Origin of the sequence: Pararoseomonas baculiformis, assembly GCF_017813395.1 — a bacterium.
Taxonomy (GTDB): domain Bacteria; phylum Pseudomonadota; class Alphaproteobacteria; order Acetobacterales; family Acetobacteraceae; genus Roseomonas; species Roseomonas baculiformis.
In genome coordinates, this window is sequence record NZ_JAGIZB010000034.1 from 1 (window position 1) to 15,464 (window position 15,464).

Genomic DNA, 15,464 nt, shown 5'->3' on the forward strand with positions numbered 1-15,464 from the left:
CAGACCATCCAGCAGCGGCGCTTGCTGCATCAGCGCCGAGCCGCCTAACCTCCAGCCCAGATGAGCCCGAGCCTCCGTTAGTTCAGCACCTCACCTGTCCCAAAGCATTCGACGACGGACACTGCCCCTCTTTGCGCCGGCTGCCGAGACATCCGCGCGGATGACGGTGCTATCGAACATCTGCAAGAGATGTGCAGTTCGGCTCACCTCGGCGAGGGCCTGGAAGAAGGCTTCGAACACGCCGCTCCAGCTCAGGCGCCAGAAGCGTTTCCAAATGCTACTCCAATTGCCGAACTCGGGTGGCAGTGCCCGCCAGGCGACGTTATTGACGGTGAAGTAGTGCAGCGCCTCGAGGAAGCGCCGGTCGTCGCGCCCCTCGTCGCCGCGTCATCCGCCGGTGCTTCTACCCGCCGCTTCCTCAACGCCGCATGTTGATTGTCTCTTCAAGCATCTGGTCCGTCGTGGTCACGATCCGTGTGTTCGCTGTGTAGGCGCGCTGCGCAACGATCAACTTCGTGAATTCGGCCGCGATATCGACGTTTGAGTGCTCAACTGCACTGGCGGAGATGGTGCCGGCGCCCTTTGTTCCCGACGCCTGCACCTGCATCATCCCTGCTTCAGCGGTGAGTCCGAACGCTTGTCCATCCATTCGTTGCAGCGCGTCAGGATTGTTGAAGGTCACGACGGGCACCCTGCCGATTGTGCGGCTGGCGCCGTTGTCATAGCTGACAACCACGTCACCGCTGTCGCGAATGGAGACGGAGCGGAAGGAGCCGCTCGTCTCACCGTTTACTGTAAACTTGCTCTGTTCATAGGCCGTGCCGGCGTGCTGAGTGACGTTTGACAGGTCCAACGTGACGGTCTGGCTGCCTTGACCGAAGTTCCCGGTGAAGGTCAGGGCGCTTCCCGCCGGCGCACGTCCCGTTGCTCCGTCGAACACCAACGTTTGTGTCCCGATCACACTCGCCCCGTCGCCTGCGCTGACGGTCCAAGTATTCGGATCGGCGCCGCGGGCCCAGGTGAGTTCGACGGTTTTCCGGTCACCAGCGGCATTGTAGATCTGGAATTGGCTGTTGATAGGATCCGAGCTGGAGGGCGACTTCGGCAGATTGGCGGTAAGAGCCGCCGCCGTCGTTTCCCGGGCCGGGAGCGGCCGCTCATCAACGTGGATCGGCGCGATGACGCCTTGATTTAGCGAGCCGTCGGCGCCCACACCCCATCCTTGAAGGGCGTAACCGGAGCCGTTCACGAGATAGCCTGAGCTGTCCTTTCGAAAGTCGCCGGCACGAGTAAAAAGCTGCTGATCATCGAACGCCATCGAGCCATCGGCGCTGCGGCCGGCTGGCCTCGCCACACTGAATAGGCCGTTACCGCTCAACGCAATGGAAAGGGGGTTGTCGACCATCTCCAGGGAACCCTGTAGTGAGACAGTGGCTTCTGGCGTTGCAAAGACCGCGCCGGGTGTATGGATGCGACTGCTGGACTGCGTCAGCAAGTCCTCAAAGTGAGTGTCGGTGCGCTTGAAGCCAATCGTTTGACTGTTCGCCACGTTATCGGAGATGTGGCCCAGCGCGCGCGACTGCGCATTCATGCCAGAGATGGCGGTTGTGAGAGACGTGAAGAGCGACATCGAGAGTGTCCTCAGTGGAGCGGTTTGGGAATTCGGCGAGAATGCCGGCCCTGGTTGGCAGGTATTGAGCAACGCCCGTGCCAGTCGCTGGCCGCCCTTGGGATCAGCCACGAATAAGCTCGTCACCTTTTGCGCGGCGCCCAAAACGGCTGTGTCTCTCTCCGGCTCTCTTTGGCCCAGTACGTGCAGAGCGTGATGTGATCGCCAGAGGGCGCCATCTGCATCATCGTGATCGGGTCATGCTCGCCAGCCTCTATCCTACTTGCTCCGCGCCAGCGCCAGCACTCGACACGGAGAGCATCCATGTAAATGGAGGCACGGACGACCGCAGGTTTTCCGAGGTCCTGAATGGTGCCCTGAAAGGTCCCACGCATGCCAAGGAGAAGGCGCTCGAAGGCGTGCGCGGTGGCTCGGGGGCTCGCCAATGTGAGCCGGACCTGCAGGAGGTCGCTCCAGAAAAATGGGAAGCGATTGAAAATGACCCGGCGTTTCTCGCCGGGCGGCAAGAAGTGCCTAGTCAGAATATGCCCTCTACTGAACCCGCCGGCGATGAGGGCGACGGCTTGGAGCAGGGCGACAATGTTACTCCGGTGTCGGCGGCGCACCTCGCCGAAGGTAGTGCCGCCGTACAGGCGGTGAGCTCCCTCACGGAGCAGCCGGCCCTGCCTGAGTATGTCTCTGCCGTGGCGAGCCAACGAATGGCGGAAGCCCCGGCGAGCAAGGGGGGCATGCCCGACGCGGAGATGGACAGGCGCGGCGCCCGGATCGGGACGGACGGCATCATCGGTTTAGCGGGGTCGGCAGCCGTTTCGCCCGGCACGGATGCGAGCGCAGACGGTGAGGTAACCGCCGCTACAGAAATCGAGGACGCCATTCGACCGAGCCCCGGACTGGTGCATGCTCAGCCGCTCGCCAACTCAATCGGCGCCCCGGCCGCAGGAGTGGGCGTGTCGCTGCCGTCGAGTACACTTCCGGCCGCAGTTGCGCCGGCGCCGATGCCTGCTGAGGCTCGGGGCTACGCCGGCGCGTTCGTTCCGTCCCCACCAGCGCAGCAGATATCGCCCGCCATCCTCTCACTCTCAGCACAGTCAGGCAGGCACCAGGTGCCCTCGCGTCTGGTTGTCGCCCTTCAGCCAGGCGGCTTAGGCCGTGTCGAAATCACGATGGAGCAGGTGACCAATCGTCCGGCGGAGGTCTGCCTCTGCGCCGAGCGGCCAGAGACCCTCCACATGCTCATGCGCGACACCGACGCGATCCAGGCAGTGCTGCAGCAAGCGGGCGTCGGCGGGGAGGGCGGCCGAAACTTGAGCTTTAGCCTCTTTCAAGGCGGCAGCGGTCACCAATCTTCGCCTGAGCAGGAAGCACGACAACAACCCGGCAAGCGCCACTCGGCGAATGAGGGCGGTGAAGCCACTCGCATGCCTCTTGCCGCCGCGCAGAGGCACAGCCTTTCCTTAAACCGAATTGACATTGCCGTCTGACAAAGAACGGAGTTCAATAACTTGACGACCGCCAGCAGTCTCCCGTTCACAAGCACTTCTGCAACCAAGCCCCTGCAAACCACGGGAAGCTCCACCGCGGCAGCCAAATTCGCCACGGATATGGATGGCTTCCTGAAACTACTAACTGCACAGCTGCGAAACCAAGATCCCTTGGCGCCTCTCGACGCCAATGAGTTTACCGCGCAACTCGCACAGTACTCCTCCGTGGAACAGCAAATTGCAGCCAACAAGAACATGGAGGCACTCTTGGATGTTCAGCGGTCAAATTCTTTACTTTCGGCTGCCTCGCTCGTCGGGCAAGAGGTAGAGGTCGTCTCTGACCTCATTACTATGCGGAATGGGACAGCGCAGACGATGCAGCTGCCGTCACTGGATCAGGCCGGCACAGCCCGGCAGGCTGTTGTTACCGTAACAAATCCAAGTGGCATCGTCCTTCGCCAGTCCAGCGTCTCACTCGGGAGTGAGACTACCCCTTGGCGTTGGAATGGCAGGGACAACCAGGAAAGGCAGCTCGCAGACGGAACTTATAAGGTTGCCGTCACAGGCGTGGATGCGGCCGGGAGGTCCACCGGCCCGCTAGATTTCACACTTCGGGCCACCGTCGACAGTGTCAGTCGCAATAACGGAGATCCGAAGCTGAACCTAGGTGCCCTCGCCGTGGGCATCGGAGACCTGCGCCGCCTATAGCCACCCAGCCAAGGCGCTTCGCGCCCACGAATAACAACCTCGTTAACATTCAGGAAACGCACCTCAGGAAGGTTCTGGGTGCGCGGGAGAATGCTGCGCACGGGGACACGAGTGAATGTGCCGACGCAACAGCCCAGAATGGGCGGCGATGCTCCGCTCTCAGGGCCAGGTAAGGCCCAAATGACCGGCGGAGCGGCACGCCTGCTCACCTCACTCCGCGCCCTCGGCCCGGTGCGGCTGGCCGCCATTGGGCTGGTAGGCTCCTTGACGCTCGGTACCCTCTCCTTCCTTGCGCTGCGCACCAGCTCCCCACCTATGGGCCTGCTATATGGCGGCCTGGAGCAGCGCGACGCTGCACAGGTCGTGGCGGCCCTGGACCGCGCCCGAGTGATTTACCGGCTCGGCGGCGGCGGCAGCGAGATTCTAGTCTCCGAAGAGCAGATACCGCGCCTTCGCCTTATGCTGGCGCGCGACGGGCTGCCAGCCGGGGGCAGCGTCGGCTACGAGATCTTTGATCGTCAGACCAGCCTGACCACCACACCGTTCCAACAGGACGTCAACCGCCTCCGCGCGATGGAAGGTGAGCTGGCTCGCAGCATCCGCGCCCTCGACGGCGTAACAGCCGCGCGTGTGCACCTCGCGATGCCGCGCCGCGAACCCTTCTCGCGCGAGCGTACCGAAGCGCAGGCTAGCGTAGTCCTCCAGATGCGCGGCGTGCAGCGGCTCGACCGCGAGGGCATCCAGGCAGTCCTTCACCTCGTCGCTTCAGCAGTGCCAGGGCTGAAGCCGCAGAACATCGCGGTGGTAGACGGCCGGGGCGAGTTGCTCTCGCGAGGCGCTACGACCAGCTCGGTGGGAGGGTTGGCCCAGACCCAGGAGGAACTACGGCGAGCGCAGGAACTACGCATGGCGCGCAGCATTGAGGAGATGCTCGAGCGCATTCTGGGGCCCGGCAATGTGCGGGCCGAGGCCACGATCGAGATGGATCACGAGCGTGTCCAAGTGACTGAGGAGCGCTTTGATCCCGAGAACCAGGTCGTACGAGGCCAAACCTCGGCGACCCAGACAAGTCGCTCTGGTGAGCCGCAAAATGTCAGTGTCGCCAACCAACTCCCTGGCGCTCCTGCCGCCGCCCCGAACAGCGGGCCGCAGAGCCAGGAATCCAAGCAGGACGAAACGACCAACTACGAGATCGGCCGCACAACTCGGAACACGCTGCGCGAGCAGCCGATCCTGCGCCGCCTCTCAGTCGCGGTGCTGGTGGACGGCGTGCGGGAGGCCTCTGAGACGACCGGCGGTCCGCCGCGCTACCGCGAGCGAACGCCGGAGGAGCTGGCGCGCATCACTGCCCTGGTAAGGGGTGCGATCGGCTTCAACGAGGGTCGCGGCGACCGACTAGAGGTCGTGTCGCTCCGGTTCGCCGGCCCAGGTCTCGCGCAGGAAGGCGACGTAGTCGCCAGCGGATTCTTGGGTCTGCCGACGATGACGCCGACCTTAACCGCGCGGCTCTTAGAAAGCGGTCTCTTCGCCCTGGTGGCGTTGGTCGCGCTACTACTAGTCGCACGCCCGCTCACCAAGCGCCTCCTCATGAGCGTTGCACTCCGCGAGGACGGCGTCCTGGCTAGTAACGCCACAACCCTCAACCTGTCCGGTCCCCCCGGCGCTATCGCCGCTCCAGCTAACGCGGTTGCGGTGATCGACAACGCCCAGGACGGCGTGATGATCGATCTTGCTATGGTGAATGGGCAGATCCGAGCGGCGAGTCTGCAGAACCTAGCCGAACTTGTAGAGAAGAACCCGGATGAGACGTTGGCCGTGCTGCGTCGGTGGCTAACACCCGAGGAGGCGAAGGCATGAGTCTCACACAAACAAAGAGCCTCTCCGCCCTGACTGGCCCGCAGAGAGCCGCGACACTGATGTTGGCAATCGGCGAAGAACGGGCGGGGCGCCTTCTGGCGCGCATGCACGAAGATGAAGTTCGCGATGTGTCTGCGGCTATGGCGCAGCTAGGGAGCGTCTCTGCCGAGATCGTAGAGGGGCTTTGCCAGGAGTTCACCGAGCAGGTCGGCAAAGCCGGCTCACTTGTGGGATCCTGGGAGACGACTGAGCGTCTGCTGCTCCGCGGTCTACCAAAGGACAGGGTCGCCCAAATCATGGAGGAGCTGCGCGGACCGGCCGGGCGCACAATGTGGGACAAGCTCGGAAATGTAAACGAGGCTGTACTCGCCAACTACCTCAAGAATGAGTACCCGCAAACTGTCGCTGTGGTGCTCACCAAGATCCGCCCCGATCACGCTGCCCGTGTCCTTGCGCTCCTCCCCAACAGTTTCGCTATGGAAGTTGTGATGCGCATGCTGCGGATGGAGAGCCCGCAGGCCGAGGCCCTTGAGGGTGTGGAAAGGACACTGAAAGCCGAGTTCATGTCGAACCTCGCCCGGTCCACCCGGCGGGACTCACATGAGCTACTGGCCGAGATCATGAACAACCTGGATCGAGGCGCCGAGGGTCGGATCATGTCTGGGCTCGAGGAGCGCGCGGCAGAGTCTGCCTCTCGCATTCGCTCCCTCATGTTCACTTTCGAAGACCTGAACCGGCTCGACGCCGCGGGCGTTGCCGTCCTGCTTCGCGCTGTTGAGAAGGAGCGGCTAATTGTGGCTCTGAAGGGGAGCTCCGACACGCTGCGGGATCACTTCATGAAAAGCATGTCAGAGCGAGCCAGCAGGATGCTGAGAGATGACATATCCGCGCTCGGCCCCGTCCGCCTGAAGGACGTCGAGGAAGCACAAATGGCGATGGTGGCGCTCGCCAAGGAGCTCGCGCAGCAGGGCGAGATCCGTTTGGCTGAGGGTGAAGTCGAGGAGATGGTATATTGAGCGCGCTTGCCTCGGCCGAGCTATCTGAGCAGGCGCCCCCACGCCACCACGCGCTACTGCTGCGTCGTGCCTCACCTGCCGCGCCCGCGTTGGCGATGTCCGCTCCCACACCTCCGCCGCAAGCAGGTCTGCCAAGACACATTTTCGCAGCACTCGACCTCGAGCCCCGCCCAGCCGTTGCTCCCGTCCCGCAGCCCGATCCGCTACCGGCGCTCCTCGCGCAGCAGCGGGCCGCGGCCTACGCGGAAGGCGAAGCGGCGGGGCGCGCCGCTGCCGTGGCCGAGCGCGAAGAGGCGGCCGTGGCCGCGCTTCAGTTCGCCGCCGCGCAGATGGCGGATGCGGCCCTGGCCGCCAGAGCCGTGGCTGAGGAGGCTGCCTCGGCAATGGCAGGGCTGATGGTAGCTGCTCTCGTGGGGGCCTTGCCTTCGCTCTCGGCCCGATTTGCCCTGGACGAAGCAACCTCCTTCGCGGAACTAGTCCTGCCGATGCTGGTCAGCGAGCCGCACGTAGAGCTGCGTGTCTGCCCTGCTGTGGCCGCCTCCCTGGTCAAGCGCTTCGCCTCACATGCAAGCGTCACCGTCTCCGCCGATCCATCGCTCATCGATGGTGACGTCTCACTCCGCTGGCACGGTGGCCAGGCAGAAAGTCGCGCCGCCGAGGCCCGTCGCGCCGTGTCCGCGCTGCTTTCGAGTGCCGGCTTCACTACCGCCGAAGTACCGCAAAACTGAGACGTGGAGGGCAATATGCCTGATCAAACCAGCATTGGAATTCCACTTGCCGAGTGCGATTACGCGCCAGCAGAGACACGGCGTGATATTCCGGGGGCGGAAGGCTTGGGAGCCGTCTACAACATCCCCGTGCAGGTGAGCGCGGTGTTGGGTCGCGCCACCATGCAGGTAAGCCAGCTGCTGAAGCTCGGCCGCGGCGCCGTGGTGGAGTTGGACCGCAAGCTGGGCGAGGCCGTAGACATTTACGTCAACAATCGCCTTGTCGCGCGTGGGGAGGTGGTGATGGTCGGCGAGAACCGGCTCGGCGTTACCATGACCGAGATCGTCAAGACGGAGCGGGTAAGCTGACGCCATGCCACGCGTCCTGATCATCGGTTCCTTGGAAGGAGAGCTCGGCCAGGCGGCGCGGCTGGCGCAGGCGCGCGGGGCTAGCGTAGTACAAGCGGCCGGCGTCACTACTGCACTGAGCCGGCTCAGGCAGGAAGGTGCCGATGTAGTTCTATGCGAGGTCGTGCACGACATTGGCTGGCTGTTTCGCGCCATGCATGCAGAGCGGATTCAGTGCCCCTTAATCGCGTGCGGGCTGGAAGCGGAGGCCCCGGCTGTTCTGCGGGCTCTGCGTGAAGGCGCCCGTGACTTCCTTCCGCTCCCACCGGACGCCGACCTGATCGCTGCTATGTTACAAGCGGCGGCCGGAGAGGCCGATGCTGAGCATGCAATGGTCGCTCAGGATCCGGCGATGATCGCCGTTCTGGGCCGCGTCGACCAAGTGGCGCGGGCCGAAGCATCTGTGCTGATATCGGGCGAGAGCGGAACGGGCAAGGAGCTGGTGGCTCGTCGCATACACGCAAAATCGCGCCGTGCGGCGGGTCCTTTCGTCGCACTCAATTGCGCAGCTCTGCCCGAGTCCCTTCTGGAAAGTGAGTTGTTCGGGCACGAGAAGGGCGCGTTCTCGGGCGCGGTCGCGCAGCGAAAGGGAAAGTTCGAGCAGGCTGCACATGGAACGCTGCTTCTGGATGAGATCGGCGAGATGGACCTGCGACTGCAGGCAAAGCTGCTTCGGGCAATCCAGGAGCGAGAGATCGACCGGCTCGGGGGCAAGCACCCCGTGCGCGTCGATGTGCGCATCCTAGCCGCCACGAACCGAGACCTAATGGCTGAGGTTCGTGCCGGGAGGTTCCGAGAAGACCTTTACTTCCGGCTGGACGTTGTGCGCCTGCGTCTCCCGCCGCTCCGTGAGCGACGAGGGGACATCCTACCACTTGCGCAAGTTTTTGCTGCGCGCTTCGCCGGTGTAAACGGCTTGCCATTGCGGCCGTTCTCCGCACAGGCCGCTTCTGCACTGCAGGTTTACAACTGGCCTGGTAACGTGCGCGAGATGGAGAATGCCATGCACCGCGCCGTACTAATGGCGGATGGGCCAGAGATCGGACTTGACGCAATCGACCTGGCCTCGCCCGATCTGGCCCGCGGTCAGACAGTGAGGCCTAGCTCGGAGAACCGTCCAGCGACGCAGAAAGCTACGCCATTTGCCTCGGATGGCATAGCCGCCCTGGTCGGACGCAGCATGGAGGAGGTCGAGCGTGACCTCATCCTTGGTACGCTTGCACATTGTCTCGGTAACCGCACGCGAGCGGCGGAGGTGCTAGGAATTTCTATTCGTGCGCTTCGGAATAAGTTGCAGGACTACCGGGCAATCGGGCTACCGGTGACGGCAGCCCCGGGCTACGCGGCCATGGGGCAGTAAGTCCAGTGGTGGCCGCGATCTCCCTGCCAGCAAGCCTGCGCCGGATCACCCCAAGCAGCGATGTCGCTCTAGCTCTCGGCGTTGTTGCGGTGATCGGGGTAATGCTGGTTCCGCTTCCAGTGGTGCTGCTAGATCTTGGTCTCGCGATCTCAGTCACCGCCTCCGTGCTGGTGCTTGTCGTGGCTCTCATGTTGCAGCGACCGTTGGATTTCACCAGCTTTCCAACGATCTTGCTGTTAACGACGCTGCTTCGTCTTGCCCTTAATGTTGCAACAACGCGTATGGTGCTTACGCATGGCCACGAGGGACCAGGCTCGGCTGGCGGGGTGATCGCAGCGTTTGGCAACTTCTTGATGGGCGGCGACGTCCTGATCGGTTTTGTCGTCTTTGCCATTCTCCTCATTGTGAACTTCATGGTGGTCACGAAAGGGTCAGGGCGCATCGCAGAGGTGTCTGCTCGGTTCAGCCTGGATGCAATGCCTGGGAAGCAGATGGCAATTGATGCCGACCTCTCCTCCGGTACTATAGACGAAGGGGAGGCGCGCCGCCGGCGCCGAGAGCTGGAGGAGGAGAGCGGCTTTTTCGGCGCAATGGACGGTGCCGCAAAGTTCGTCCGCGGTGATGCAGTGGCAGGTCTGATCGTAACCTTTGTCAACCTGCTTGGAGGCCTTGCGATCGGAATTGGCCGCCACGGAATGGGATTCAGCGACGCCGTGGAGGCCTTTGCCACACTTACCGTTGGCGATGGCCTCGTAACTCAGATTCCTTCATTACTCACCTCCGTCGCAGCCGGCATCGTTGTCACGAAAGGTAATTCAGACGGGCGCGCCGACCAGATCATCGCCGGCCAGCTCGGCCGTGGATCGAAGCCTCTCGGGGTCGCGGCCGGCGCCGCGGGCATGATGGCTCTCATGCCCGGAATGCCGGCTTTCCCATTTCTTGTCCTGGCCGGTATCGCGGGCGCCCTTGCTTGGACCCGGCACAAGGTCGAGGCAGCCGAAACGTCCGCCCCTTCGGCCCCGCCGCCTTCAGAGGCTGCGGCCTCGTCGGTCGACGCTCCGGTTGCTGAGGCGCTTCGGATGGATATGCTCCGGCTGGACATCGGCTATGGGCTGCTCTCTCTTGCCTCGGGCGAAGCACCGCAACTTACGGAGCAGATTCGGGCTCTACGCAGGAGCATCGCTCAGGAAATGGGTTTCGTTCTCCCGAGTGTACGCGTGCAGGACAACATGCAGCTCGGTCCCAGCACCTATGTCATCCGGCTTAAAGAGTTGGAGGCGGCGCGCGGCGAACTGAAACCGCCTATGTTGCTGGCAATCGATGCGGGGACCGGTCTGCAAGATTTGCCGGGTGAGCGGTGTAACGAGCCGGCCTTCGGGTTGCCAGCGCTGTGGATCGAAGAGAGCCTTCGCGAGCAGGTCCTGGCCCGGGGCGGCACGGTCGTTGACGCTGCTGGCGTGCTTGCGACACACCTGACCGAGGTGGTTCGTGAGCACATGGCGGAGCTGCTCTCCTACAGTGAGACGCGCCGTCTGCTTGACGGACTGCCGGAGGACCAGCGAAGGTTGGTCGGCGACCTGATCCCAGCTCAGACTAGCATCGGCACGGTACAGCGTGTGCTGCAGGCGCTGCTTGCTGAACGCGTGTCGATCCGCGACCTTCCTACGATTTTAGAAGGTATCCAAGAGGCCACTTCGGGCGGCGGGCGTGGATTGCATGGCATCGTCGCCGTCGTCCGCTCGCGGCTGGCACGCCAGATTACGAATTCCCTTCGGGGGCCGCGCGGTGACGTGCCGCTGGTTACGCTTGGTCCCGAGTGGGAAGCCGCGTTCATGGAAGCTTTGGTGGGACCTGCAGACGACCGCCAGCTTGCGATGGCGCCTGGACGCGTCGCTGAGTTCGTCCAGCGGTTGCGAAGAGCTCTGGATACTGCTGCCGCATCGGGCGAAGCTCCCGCTCTGGTCTGTTCCGGCGGGATACGTCCGCATGTGCGAGCTGTGGTAGAGCGCTTCCGCCCCGCCACACCAGTCCTGGCCCAGGCTGAAATTTTCGCCCGCGCCGAACTTCGCATACTGGGCAGCGTTTAGGTCCGGTTATGCGCATCCGGGTCGTAAGTGCACGCACTATGGTGGAAGCCATGCGGCAACTCAGCGATCAACTGGGTCCCGACGCGGTACTTATATCCTCCCGCCGGGTGGCAGGCGGGTTCGAAGTTACAGGGGCACTCGATCCCCATGCGCCGGAGGAGCCGTTGGCATCCGTGTTCCCAGCCGCCTCAGAGTCGGTTAGAGGCGTTCCCGCCGCGCCCGAGATCCTAGAGTACATTCCCTCCCCTTCGCGGGCGGATTCGGACGTTGGGCACGCCCTTAACTATCACGGAGTGCCGGTGGCGTTGCACTCGCGGCTTCTATCCGGACCGCTAGAGGTCACGGTTGCAGCATCACTGCGGTTTGGGCGCCTGCCTGAGTTGGGGACTCGTCCACTACTTCTCGCGGGCCCCCCCGGGGCAGGTAAAACCTTGACCGTTTTGAAGTTGGCGGCGCGGCATGTGATGAGTGGCGGCTCTGCGCCGCTCATTATCAACGCTGACCAGCAACGTCCTGGCGCTGGTGAGCAACTGGCCGGGCCAGCGGAACTTCTGGGGGCAACGTTGCTTCAGGCGCGCACATCTGCTGCTGCGCTGCAGGCGGTTGCACTTCGGCCGCCTGGCGGCGCCGTGCTGATTGATACGCCTGGCATCGATCCCTTTGATCCTGAGCAGGCGCAGTTGCTATTGGCGTTGATCAGCGCCACGCGCCCACACGTTTTGCTGGTTCTGCCATGTGGGCTGGACTCTGCCGAAGCGGGAGAGCTTGGCAAAGCTTTCCGAGCCATGGGAGCGACCCATCTCGTGCCGACGAGACTCGATGCGGGGCGGCGTATGGGGGGCATCATCTCCGCGGCCTTTACAGCGGACCTCCTGCTCTCGGAGGCAGGCAGCAGTAACCTCATTACAGACGAACTCATGGTACTCTCGCCCGACTGGTTGGCGGAGCGGCTCCGACGCAGAACGCACCGCGCCCCTGAGGCTACCCGCAGCGACGCCTCAGCCCCGACTAGTCGTGACGTGGAAGTCAAGGACAGAGGTCAGGGCGAGGATACGCAACAGAAGCCTCTACTCCGCTACGCGGCCACGGTGCAGAATGGAGGTGACCGCTAATGTCCGATGTCAGTGCCGTGGACCTTCTGCCGCCCGGTCGCGTTATAGCTGTAGCGTCAGGTAAGGGTGGGGTCGGTAAGACTTGGCTCTCAATCACCCTCGCTCAGGTGCTGGCGCGCCGTGGGCTGCAGGTTCTCCTTGTCGATGCGGATCTTGGCCTCGCCAATGTGGATGTACAACTTGGCCTGCAGCCCGAGCGAGATCTTCACGCGCTACTTACGGGCCGCCTCACACTTCGGCAGGCTGTTATGCGGCATGACGATGGAGGTTTTGATGTACTAGCCGGGCGTTCCGGGAGCGGTGCTCTGGCAGCTTTGGACGCTGCGACGGTGGAGAAGTTGAACCTGCTGCTACGGGACAGTGCGGCCTTTTGGGACGTCGTGCTACTCGATCTTGGGGCCGGACTAGCCCCTCCTACACGCCGGTTGGCTGCCGGTGCCGACTTACTCCTCGTTGTAGCAACTGATGAGCCAACCAGCCTGACGGACGCATATGCCGTTTTGAAACTGCATTCTGCTGATCGACCAGGTGGTGACGCGCGCATCATCGTGAATCAAGCCGCCGACTATGCTCAGGGGAAGCGCACTGCTGCGGCGTTGCAACGTGCGTGCACCACCTTCTTGCGGCGCGAGATTCCCCTCGGCGGAGTGATCCGCCGGGATGAGCGGGTACGGGACGCGATCCGCCGTCAAGTGCCGCTTTTGATGCGGCATCCGAACAGCAATGCGGCGGCGGATGTAGAAGCAGTGGCGCTCAGTCTGCAGATCACAACTGCGTTCGCCACCATCGCGAATTCAGGGCGACTTGCCGTGTGAGCAGCGTTCGCGAGTTTCTGATCTTGCGAACGTAGCTGTTGGCTCACAGTGCCAGCTGATCGGATTAATTCCCCAAAACCGGACGCGCCTGGGTAGAACCTTGCCGGCACTGGATGCCGGAAAGCGGGGGCCTAGGCTCCCTGGCACCTGGGGGAGGATGAGCGCCAAGGCTTCCGTTCACCTTGCGCAATGCCCAGGTCGGTCTGGGGCTCTTCTAGTGCGCCCTCAGAGCCCTTCCGGAAAGAAGTTGAATCTGTTGAGTCGGTCGTGATTCGGGCCTCGGTGCCTGAATGGAGGGGGCCACATGTGGGAGCCGGAACACCGTCGTACATATGACAGGCGTAGCCTGGGCTATCCGGGTGACCTGACCGACGCCGAATGGGCGCTGGTCGCACCGCTGATCCGTCCCGCCAAGCGCGGTGGGCGTCCCGGACGGTGGATGTGCGGGAGGTACTGAACGCCATCTTCTACGTCCTCTCGACTGACTGTCAGTGGACGGCGCTGCCGAAGGACCTGCCACCCCGAAGCACGGTTTGTGACTACCTGGACCGCTAAGACCGGGATGGCACGCTGGAGCGCATTCACCACGCCTTCTATGTTGAGGTGCGCGCGCAGGCGGGACGCGAGGCCAGCCCGACGCTGGCCATCATCGATGCCCAGAGCGCTAAGGGAGCTCAAGAAGGGGGCGCAACGCTTGATCCGTCCGGCTACGACGCCCGCAAGAAGGTGCTCGGGCGCAAGCGACATGTGCTCGTCGCTACGCTCGACCTTCTGCTGAGCGTTGTCGTCCATCTGGCCAATGTGCAGGACAGGGATGGAGCCGAAGCCGTGCTGCGCCAAGCCCGGCGCCGGTTCCCCTTCATCAAGCACCTGGTGGCCGATGCGGGCTACCAGGGCCCAAGGATGGCGGCCACCGTCGCCAGAACCGGCAACTGGACCCTCGAGATCGTCCGCCGCTGTGACCAGCACCGCTTCGTCGTGCTGCCGAAGCGCTGGATCGTGGAGAGAACGCTCACCTGGATCAGTCGCTGCCGCAGGCTGGCCCGCGACTATGAGCGTCACGCACGCAAAGCTGCCGCCTTCATCCGCCTGGCTATGATCCGCCTCATGCACCGCCGCCTCGCCGTAACCCCTTCAGGCTGAAGCAGAAGATCCCGGAACGGCTCTCAGGGGCTGTGTTTCCCAAGGCAGAAATTGCAGGATGTCGACGGTGAGCGGTCGTGCCGCCTTACGTGGTGCAGAATCAATGATCTCCGGTGGGCTGGTTAGCCGGGTAAGGTAGTCATAGCAGAGGGCCTGACAGAGGCAGTATCGTTGACGGTGCTGATCGCTTCTGGGGCATATAGCGGCAGCGCTGGGTGGTCCGCTCGTCGGATTGCTCGAGGGTGATGGCTCCACTAGACTTGGCGACCGCCATTCGGAGAACCTTGCGACGGATGTCGGCGTCCACCCCGACCACGACGGTCACCGTCGTTGGTACGATGCGCCCGGCCTCGCGACCCTTGGCGTAGGTCGCGTCCAGCCGGATTGAGCGCACTGCGATATACGGACCAATGGCCCTCGAAGGGGCGGCGCGGGACGTAGCGCACTCGCTCGTCGATCTCGGCGCAGAGCCGGGAGACTCGGCTCTTGCTGACGCCCTCCAGGTCCATGCCCCGGACCAGGTCGTCCACTGAACGCCTGGAGATGTCCTGGACATTGGTCTCCTGGATTACCCGGCGTCAGCGCCTTCTCCGCTAGTCGGCGGGGCTCCAGGAAAGTCGGCAAGTGGCTCCCCGCCGGAGCCTGGGGATCCGGAGCTTGACGGTGCCGGGCCGGGTTTGCCGGTTCCGCTCGCGCTACCCATTCTGCTACGCTAGGCGGTCTGGGGAGCGCTCCCCGCGGGCCGGGTTTCGCTGCAGGAAGGTGGCATCTGAGCCCTTCTCCAGCAGCTCGCGAAGGGCAGACTTGTCGTTGGTCATCGTGGAGGTCCGAGGTTCGGTTTGTAGGTTTCGGCAAACCTGTCCCCTGATCAAGGTCACTACAGTGGCCGGCTCCTCTGAAGCGGCCACCTCCTATACAATCACCGGGAGCATGACCTGCGCCAGCGCCGAAAGCGTCTGCTGGAAGCACTTCGTTAGCTGGCACTGTGTAGCACCGTGAGGCGCGTACTGGCATCTGCCGGCGTGATTTGCGGCTCCTAGAGAGCTGCACGGGCAGGATCTTGGGGGAGGGAGCGCTCGACGCTGCGCTTGCGTTTCTGATCACAGCGGCACTTGAGGCTCGAGGTCGGGGGAGCCTCAC

At 63.5% G+C, this 15,464-nt stretch carries 11 protein-coding genes and 3 pseudogenes; 11 read left to right on the forward strand and 3 right to left on the reverse strand.

The window, feature by feature from the left end; genetic code table 11:
• Positions 1-90 precede the first annotated feature (90 nt).
• Together J8J14_RS21750 and J8J14_RS21755 are read right to left on the reverse strand one after the other, a co-directional pair.
• Positions 91-366, reverse strand: a pseudogene (locus tag J8J14_RS21750) (transposase); the annotation flags it as partial.
• Between the two features lie 52 nt (positions 367-418).
• A complete protein-coding gene (locus tag J8J14_RS21755) occupies positions 419-1,630 on the reverse strand; it encodes a flagellar hook protein FlgE (RefSeq protein ID WP_209381655.1) in 1,212 nt (403 codons plus the stop codon).
• 239 nt (positions 1,631-1,869) lie between these two features.
• On the opposite strand from J8J14_RS21755, the gene fliK reads away from it, so the two are divergent.
• The 11 genes and pseudogenes from fliK (at position 1,870) to J8J14_RS21810 (ending at position 14,324) form a co-directional block, all read left to right on the forward strand.
• Positions 1,870-3,111 (forward strand): flagellar hook-length control protein FliK, encoded by a 1,242-nt coding sequence (gene fliK / locus J8J14_RS21760; protein ID WP_209381656.1) that lies wholly within the window; start codon positions 1,870-1,872, stop codon positions 3,109-3,111.
• 21 nt (positions 3,112-3,132) lie between these two features.
• Positions 3,133-3,819, forward strand: coding sequence for a flagellar hook assembly protein FlgD (locus J8J14_RS21765; protein ID WP_209381657.1), 687 nt, complete (start codon positions 3,133-3,135; stop codon positions 3,817-3,819).
• A gap of 180 nt (positions 3,820-3,999) precedes the next feature.
• A complete protein-coding gene (fliF, locus tag J8J14_RS21770; protein WP_209381658.1) occupies positions 4,000-5,676 on the forward strand; it encodes a flagellar basal-body MS-ring/collar protein FliF in 1,677 nt (558 codons plus the stop codon).
• The gene (fliG, locus tag J8J14_RS21775; RefSeq protein WP_209381659.1) at positions 5,673-6,692 is read left to right on the forward strand and encodes a flagellar motor switch protein FliG; all 1,020 of its coding nucleotides are present in this window, start codon (positions 5,673-5,675) and stop codon (positions 6,690-6,692) included. Before fliF ends, fliG begins: the two co-directional genes overlap by 4 nt.
• Positions 6,693-6,967: 275 nt before the next feature.
• Complete coding sequence (locus tag J8J14_RS21780) at positions 6,968-7,420, forward strand: FliH/SctL family protein (protein WP_209381660.1); 453 nt, start codon at positions 6,968-6,970, stop codon at positions 7,418-7,420.
• 15 nt (positions 7,421-7,435) lie between these two features.
• Positions 7,436-7,768: a flagellar motor switch protein FliN gene (gene fliN, locus J8J14_RS21785; RefSeq protein WP_245216061.1), complete on the forward strand. Its 333-nt coding sequence runs from the start codon at positions 7,436-7,438 to the stop codon at positions 7,766-7,768.
• Positions 7,769-7,772: 4 nt separating this feature from the next.
• Entirely contained in the window at positions 7,773-9,167 is a 1,395-nt protein-coding gene (locus J8J14_RS21790) for a sigma-54-dependent transcriptional regulator (RefSeq protein WP_209381661.1), read from the forward strand.
• Positions 9,168-9,175: 8 nt separating this feature from the next.
• Complete coding sequence (gene flhA, locus J8J14_RS21795) at positions 9,176-11,254, forward strand: flagellar biosynthesis protein FlhA (protein ID WP_342452508.1); 2,079 nt, start codon at positions 9,176-9,178, stop codon at positions 11,252-11,254.
• Between the two features lie 50 nt (positions 11,255-11,304).
• On the forward strand, positions 11,305-12,366 hold the full coding sequence (locus tag J8J14_RS25530) for a flagellar biosynthesis protein FlhF (protein ID WP_280843007.1): 1,062 nt from the start codon (positions 11,305-11,307) through the stop codon (positions 12,364-12,366).
• The gene (locus J8J14_RS21805; protein ID WP_209381664.1) at positions 12,366-13,181 is read left to right on the forward strand and encodes a nucleotide-binding protein; all 816 of its coding nucleotides are present in this window, start codon (positions 12,366-12,368) and stop codon (positions 13,179-13,181) included. The genes J8J14_RS25530 and J8J14_RS21805 overlap by 1 nt, the downstream gene beginning before the upstream one ends.
• Before the next feature lie 304 nt (positions 13,182-13,485).
• Positions 13,486-14,324 (forward strand): annotated as a pseudogene (locus tag J8J14_RS21810) (IS5 family transposase).
• Positions 14,325-14,580: 256 nt separating this feature from the next.
• Here the strand turns inward: J8J14_RS21810 and J8J14_RS25940 are convergent.
• Positions 14,581-15,142, reverse strand: a pseudogene (locus tag J8J14_RS25940) (transposase); the annotation flags it as partial.
• Positions 15,143-15,464: the final 322 nt, after the last annotated feature.

Excerpts from the sequence above, each read along its gene's own strand:
- fliG (WP_209381659.1), top strand. The coding sequence starts at position 5,673 with ATGAGTCTCACACAAACAAAGAGCCTCTCCGCCCTGACTGGCCCGCAG.
- fliF (WP_209381658.1), top strand. The coding sequence starts at position 4,000 with ATGACCGGCGGAGCGGCACGCCTGCTCACCTCACTCCGCGCCCTCGGC.
- fliN (WP_245216061.1), top strand. The coding sequence starts at position 7,436 with ATGCCTGATCAAACCAGCATTGGAATTCCACTTGCCGAGTGCGATTAC.
- J8J14_RS21755 (WP_209381655.1), bottom strand. The coding sequence starts at position 1,630 with ATGTCGCTCTTCACGTCTCTCACAACCGCCATCTCTGGCATGAATGCG.
- J8J14_RS21805 (WP_209381664.1), top strand. The coding sequence starts at position 12,366 with ATGTCCGATGTCAGTGCCGTGGACCTTCTGCCGCCCGGTCGCGTTATA.
- fliK (WP_209381656.1), top strand. The coding sequence starts at position 1,870 with ATGCTCGCCAGCCTCTATCCTACTTGCTCCGCGCCAGCGCCAGCACTC.
- J8J14_RS25530 (WP_280843007.1), top strand. The coding sequence starts at position 11,305 with ATGCGGCAACTCAGCGATCAACTGGGTCCCGACGCGGTACTTATATCC.
- J8J14_RS21790 (WP_209381661.1), top strand. The coding sequence starts at position 7,773 with ATGCCACGCGTCCTGATCATCGGTTCCTTGGAAGGAGAGCTCGGCCAG.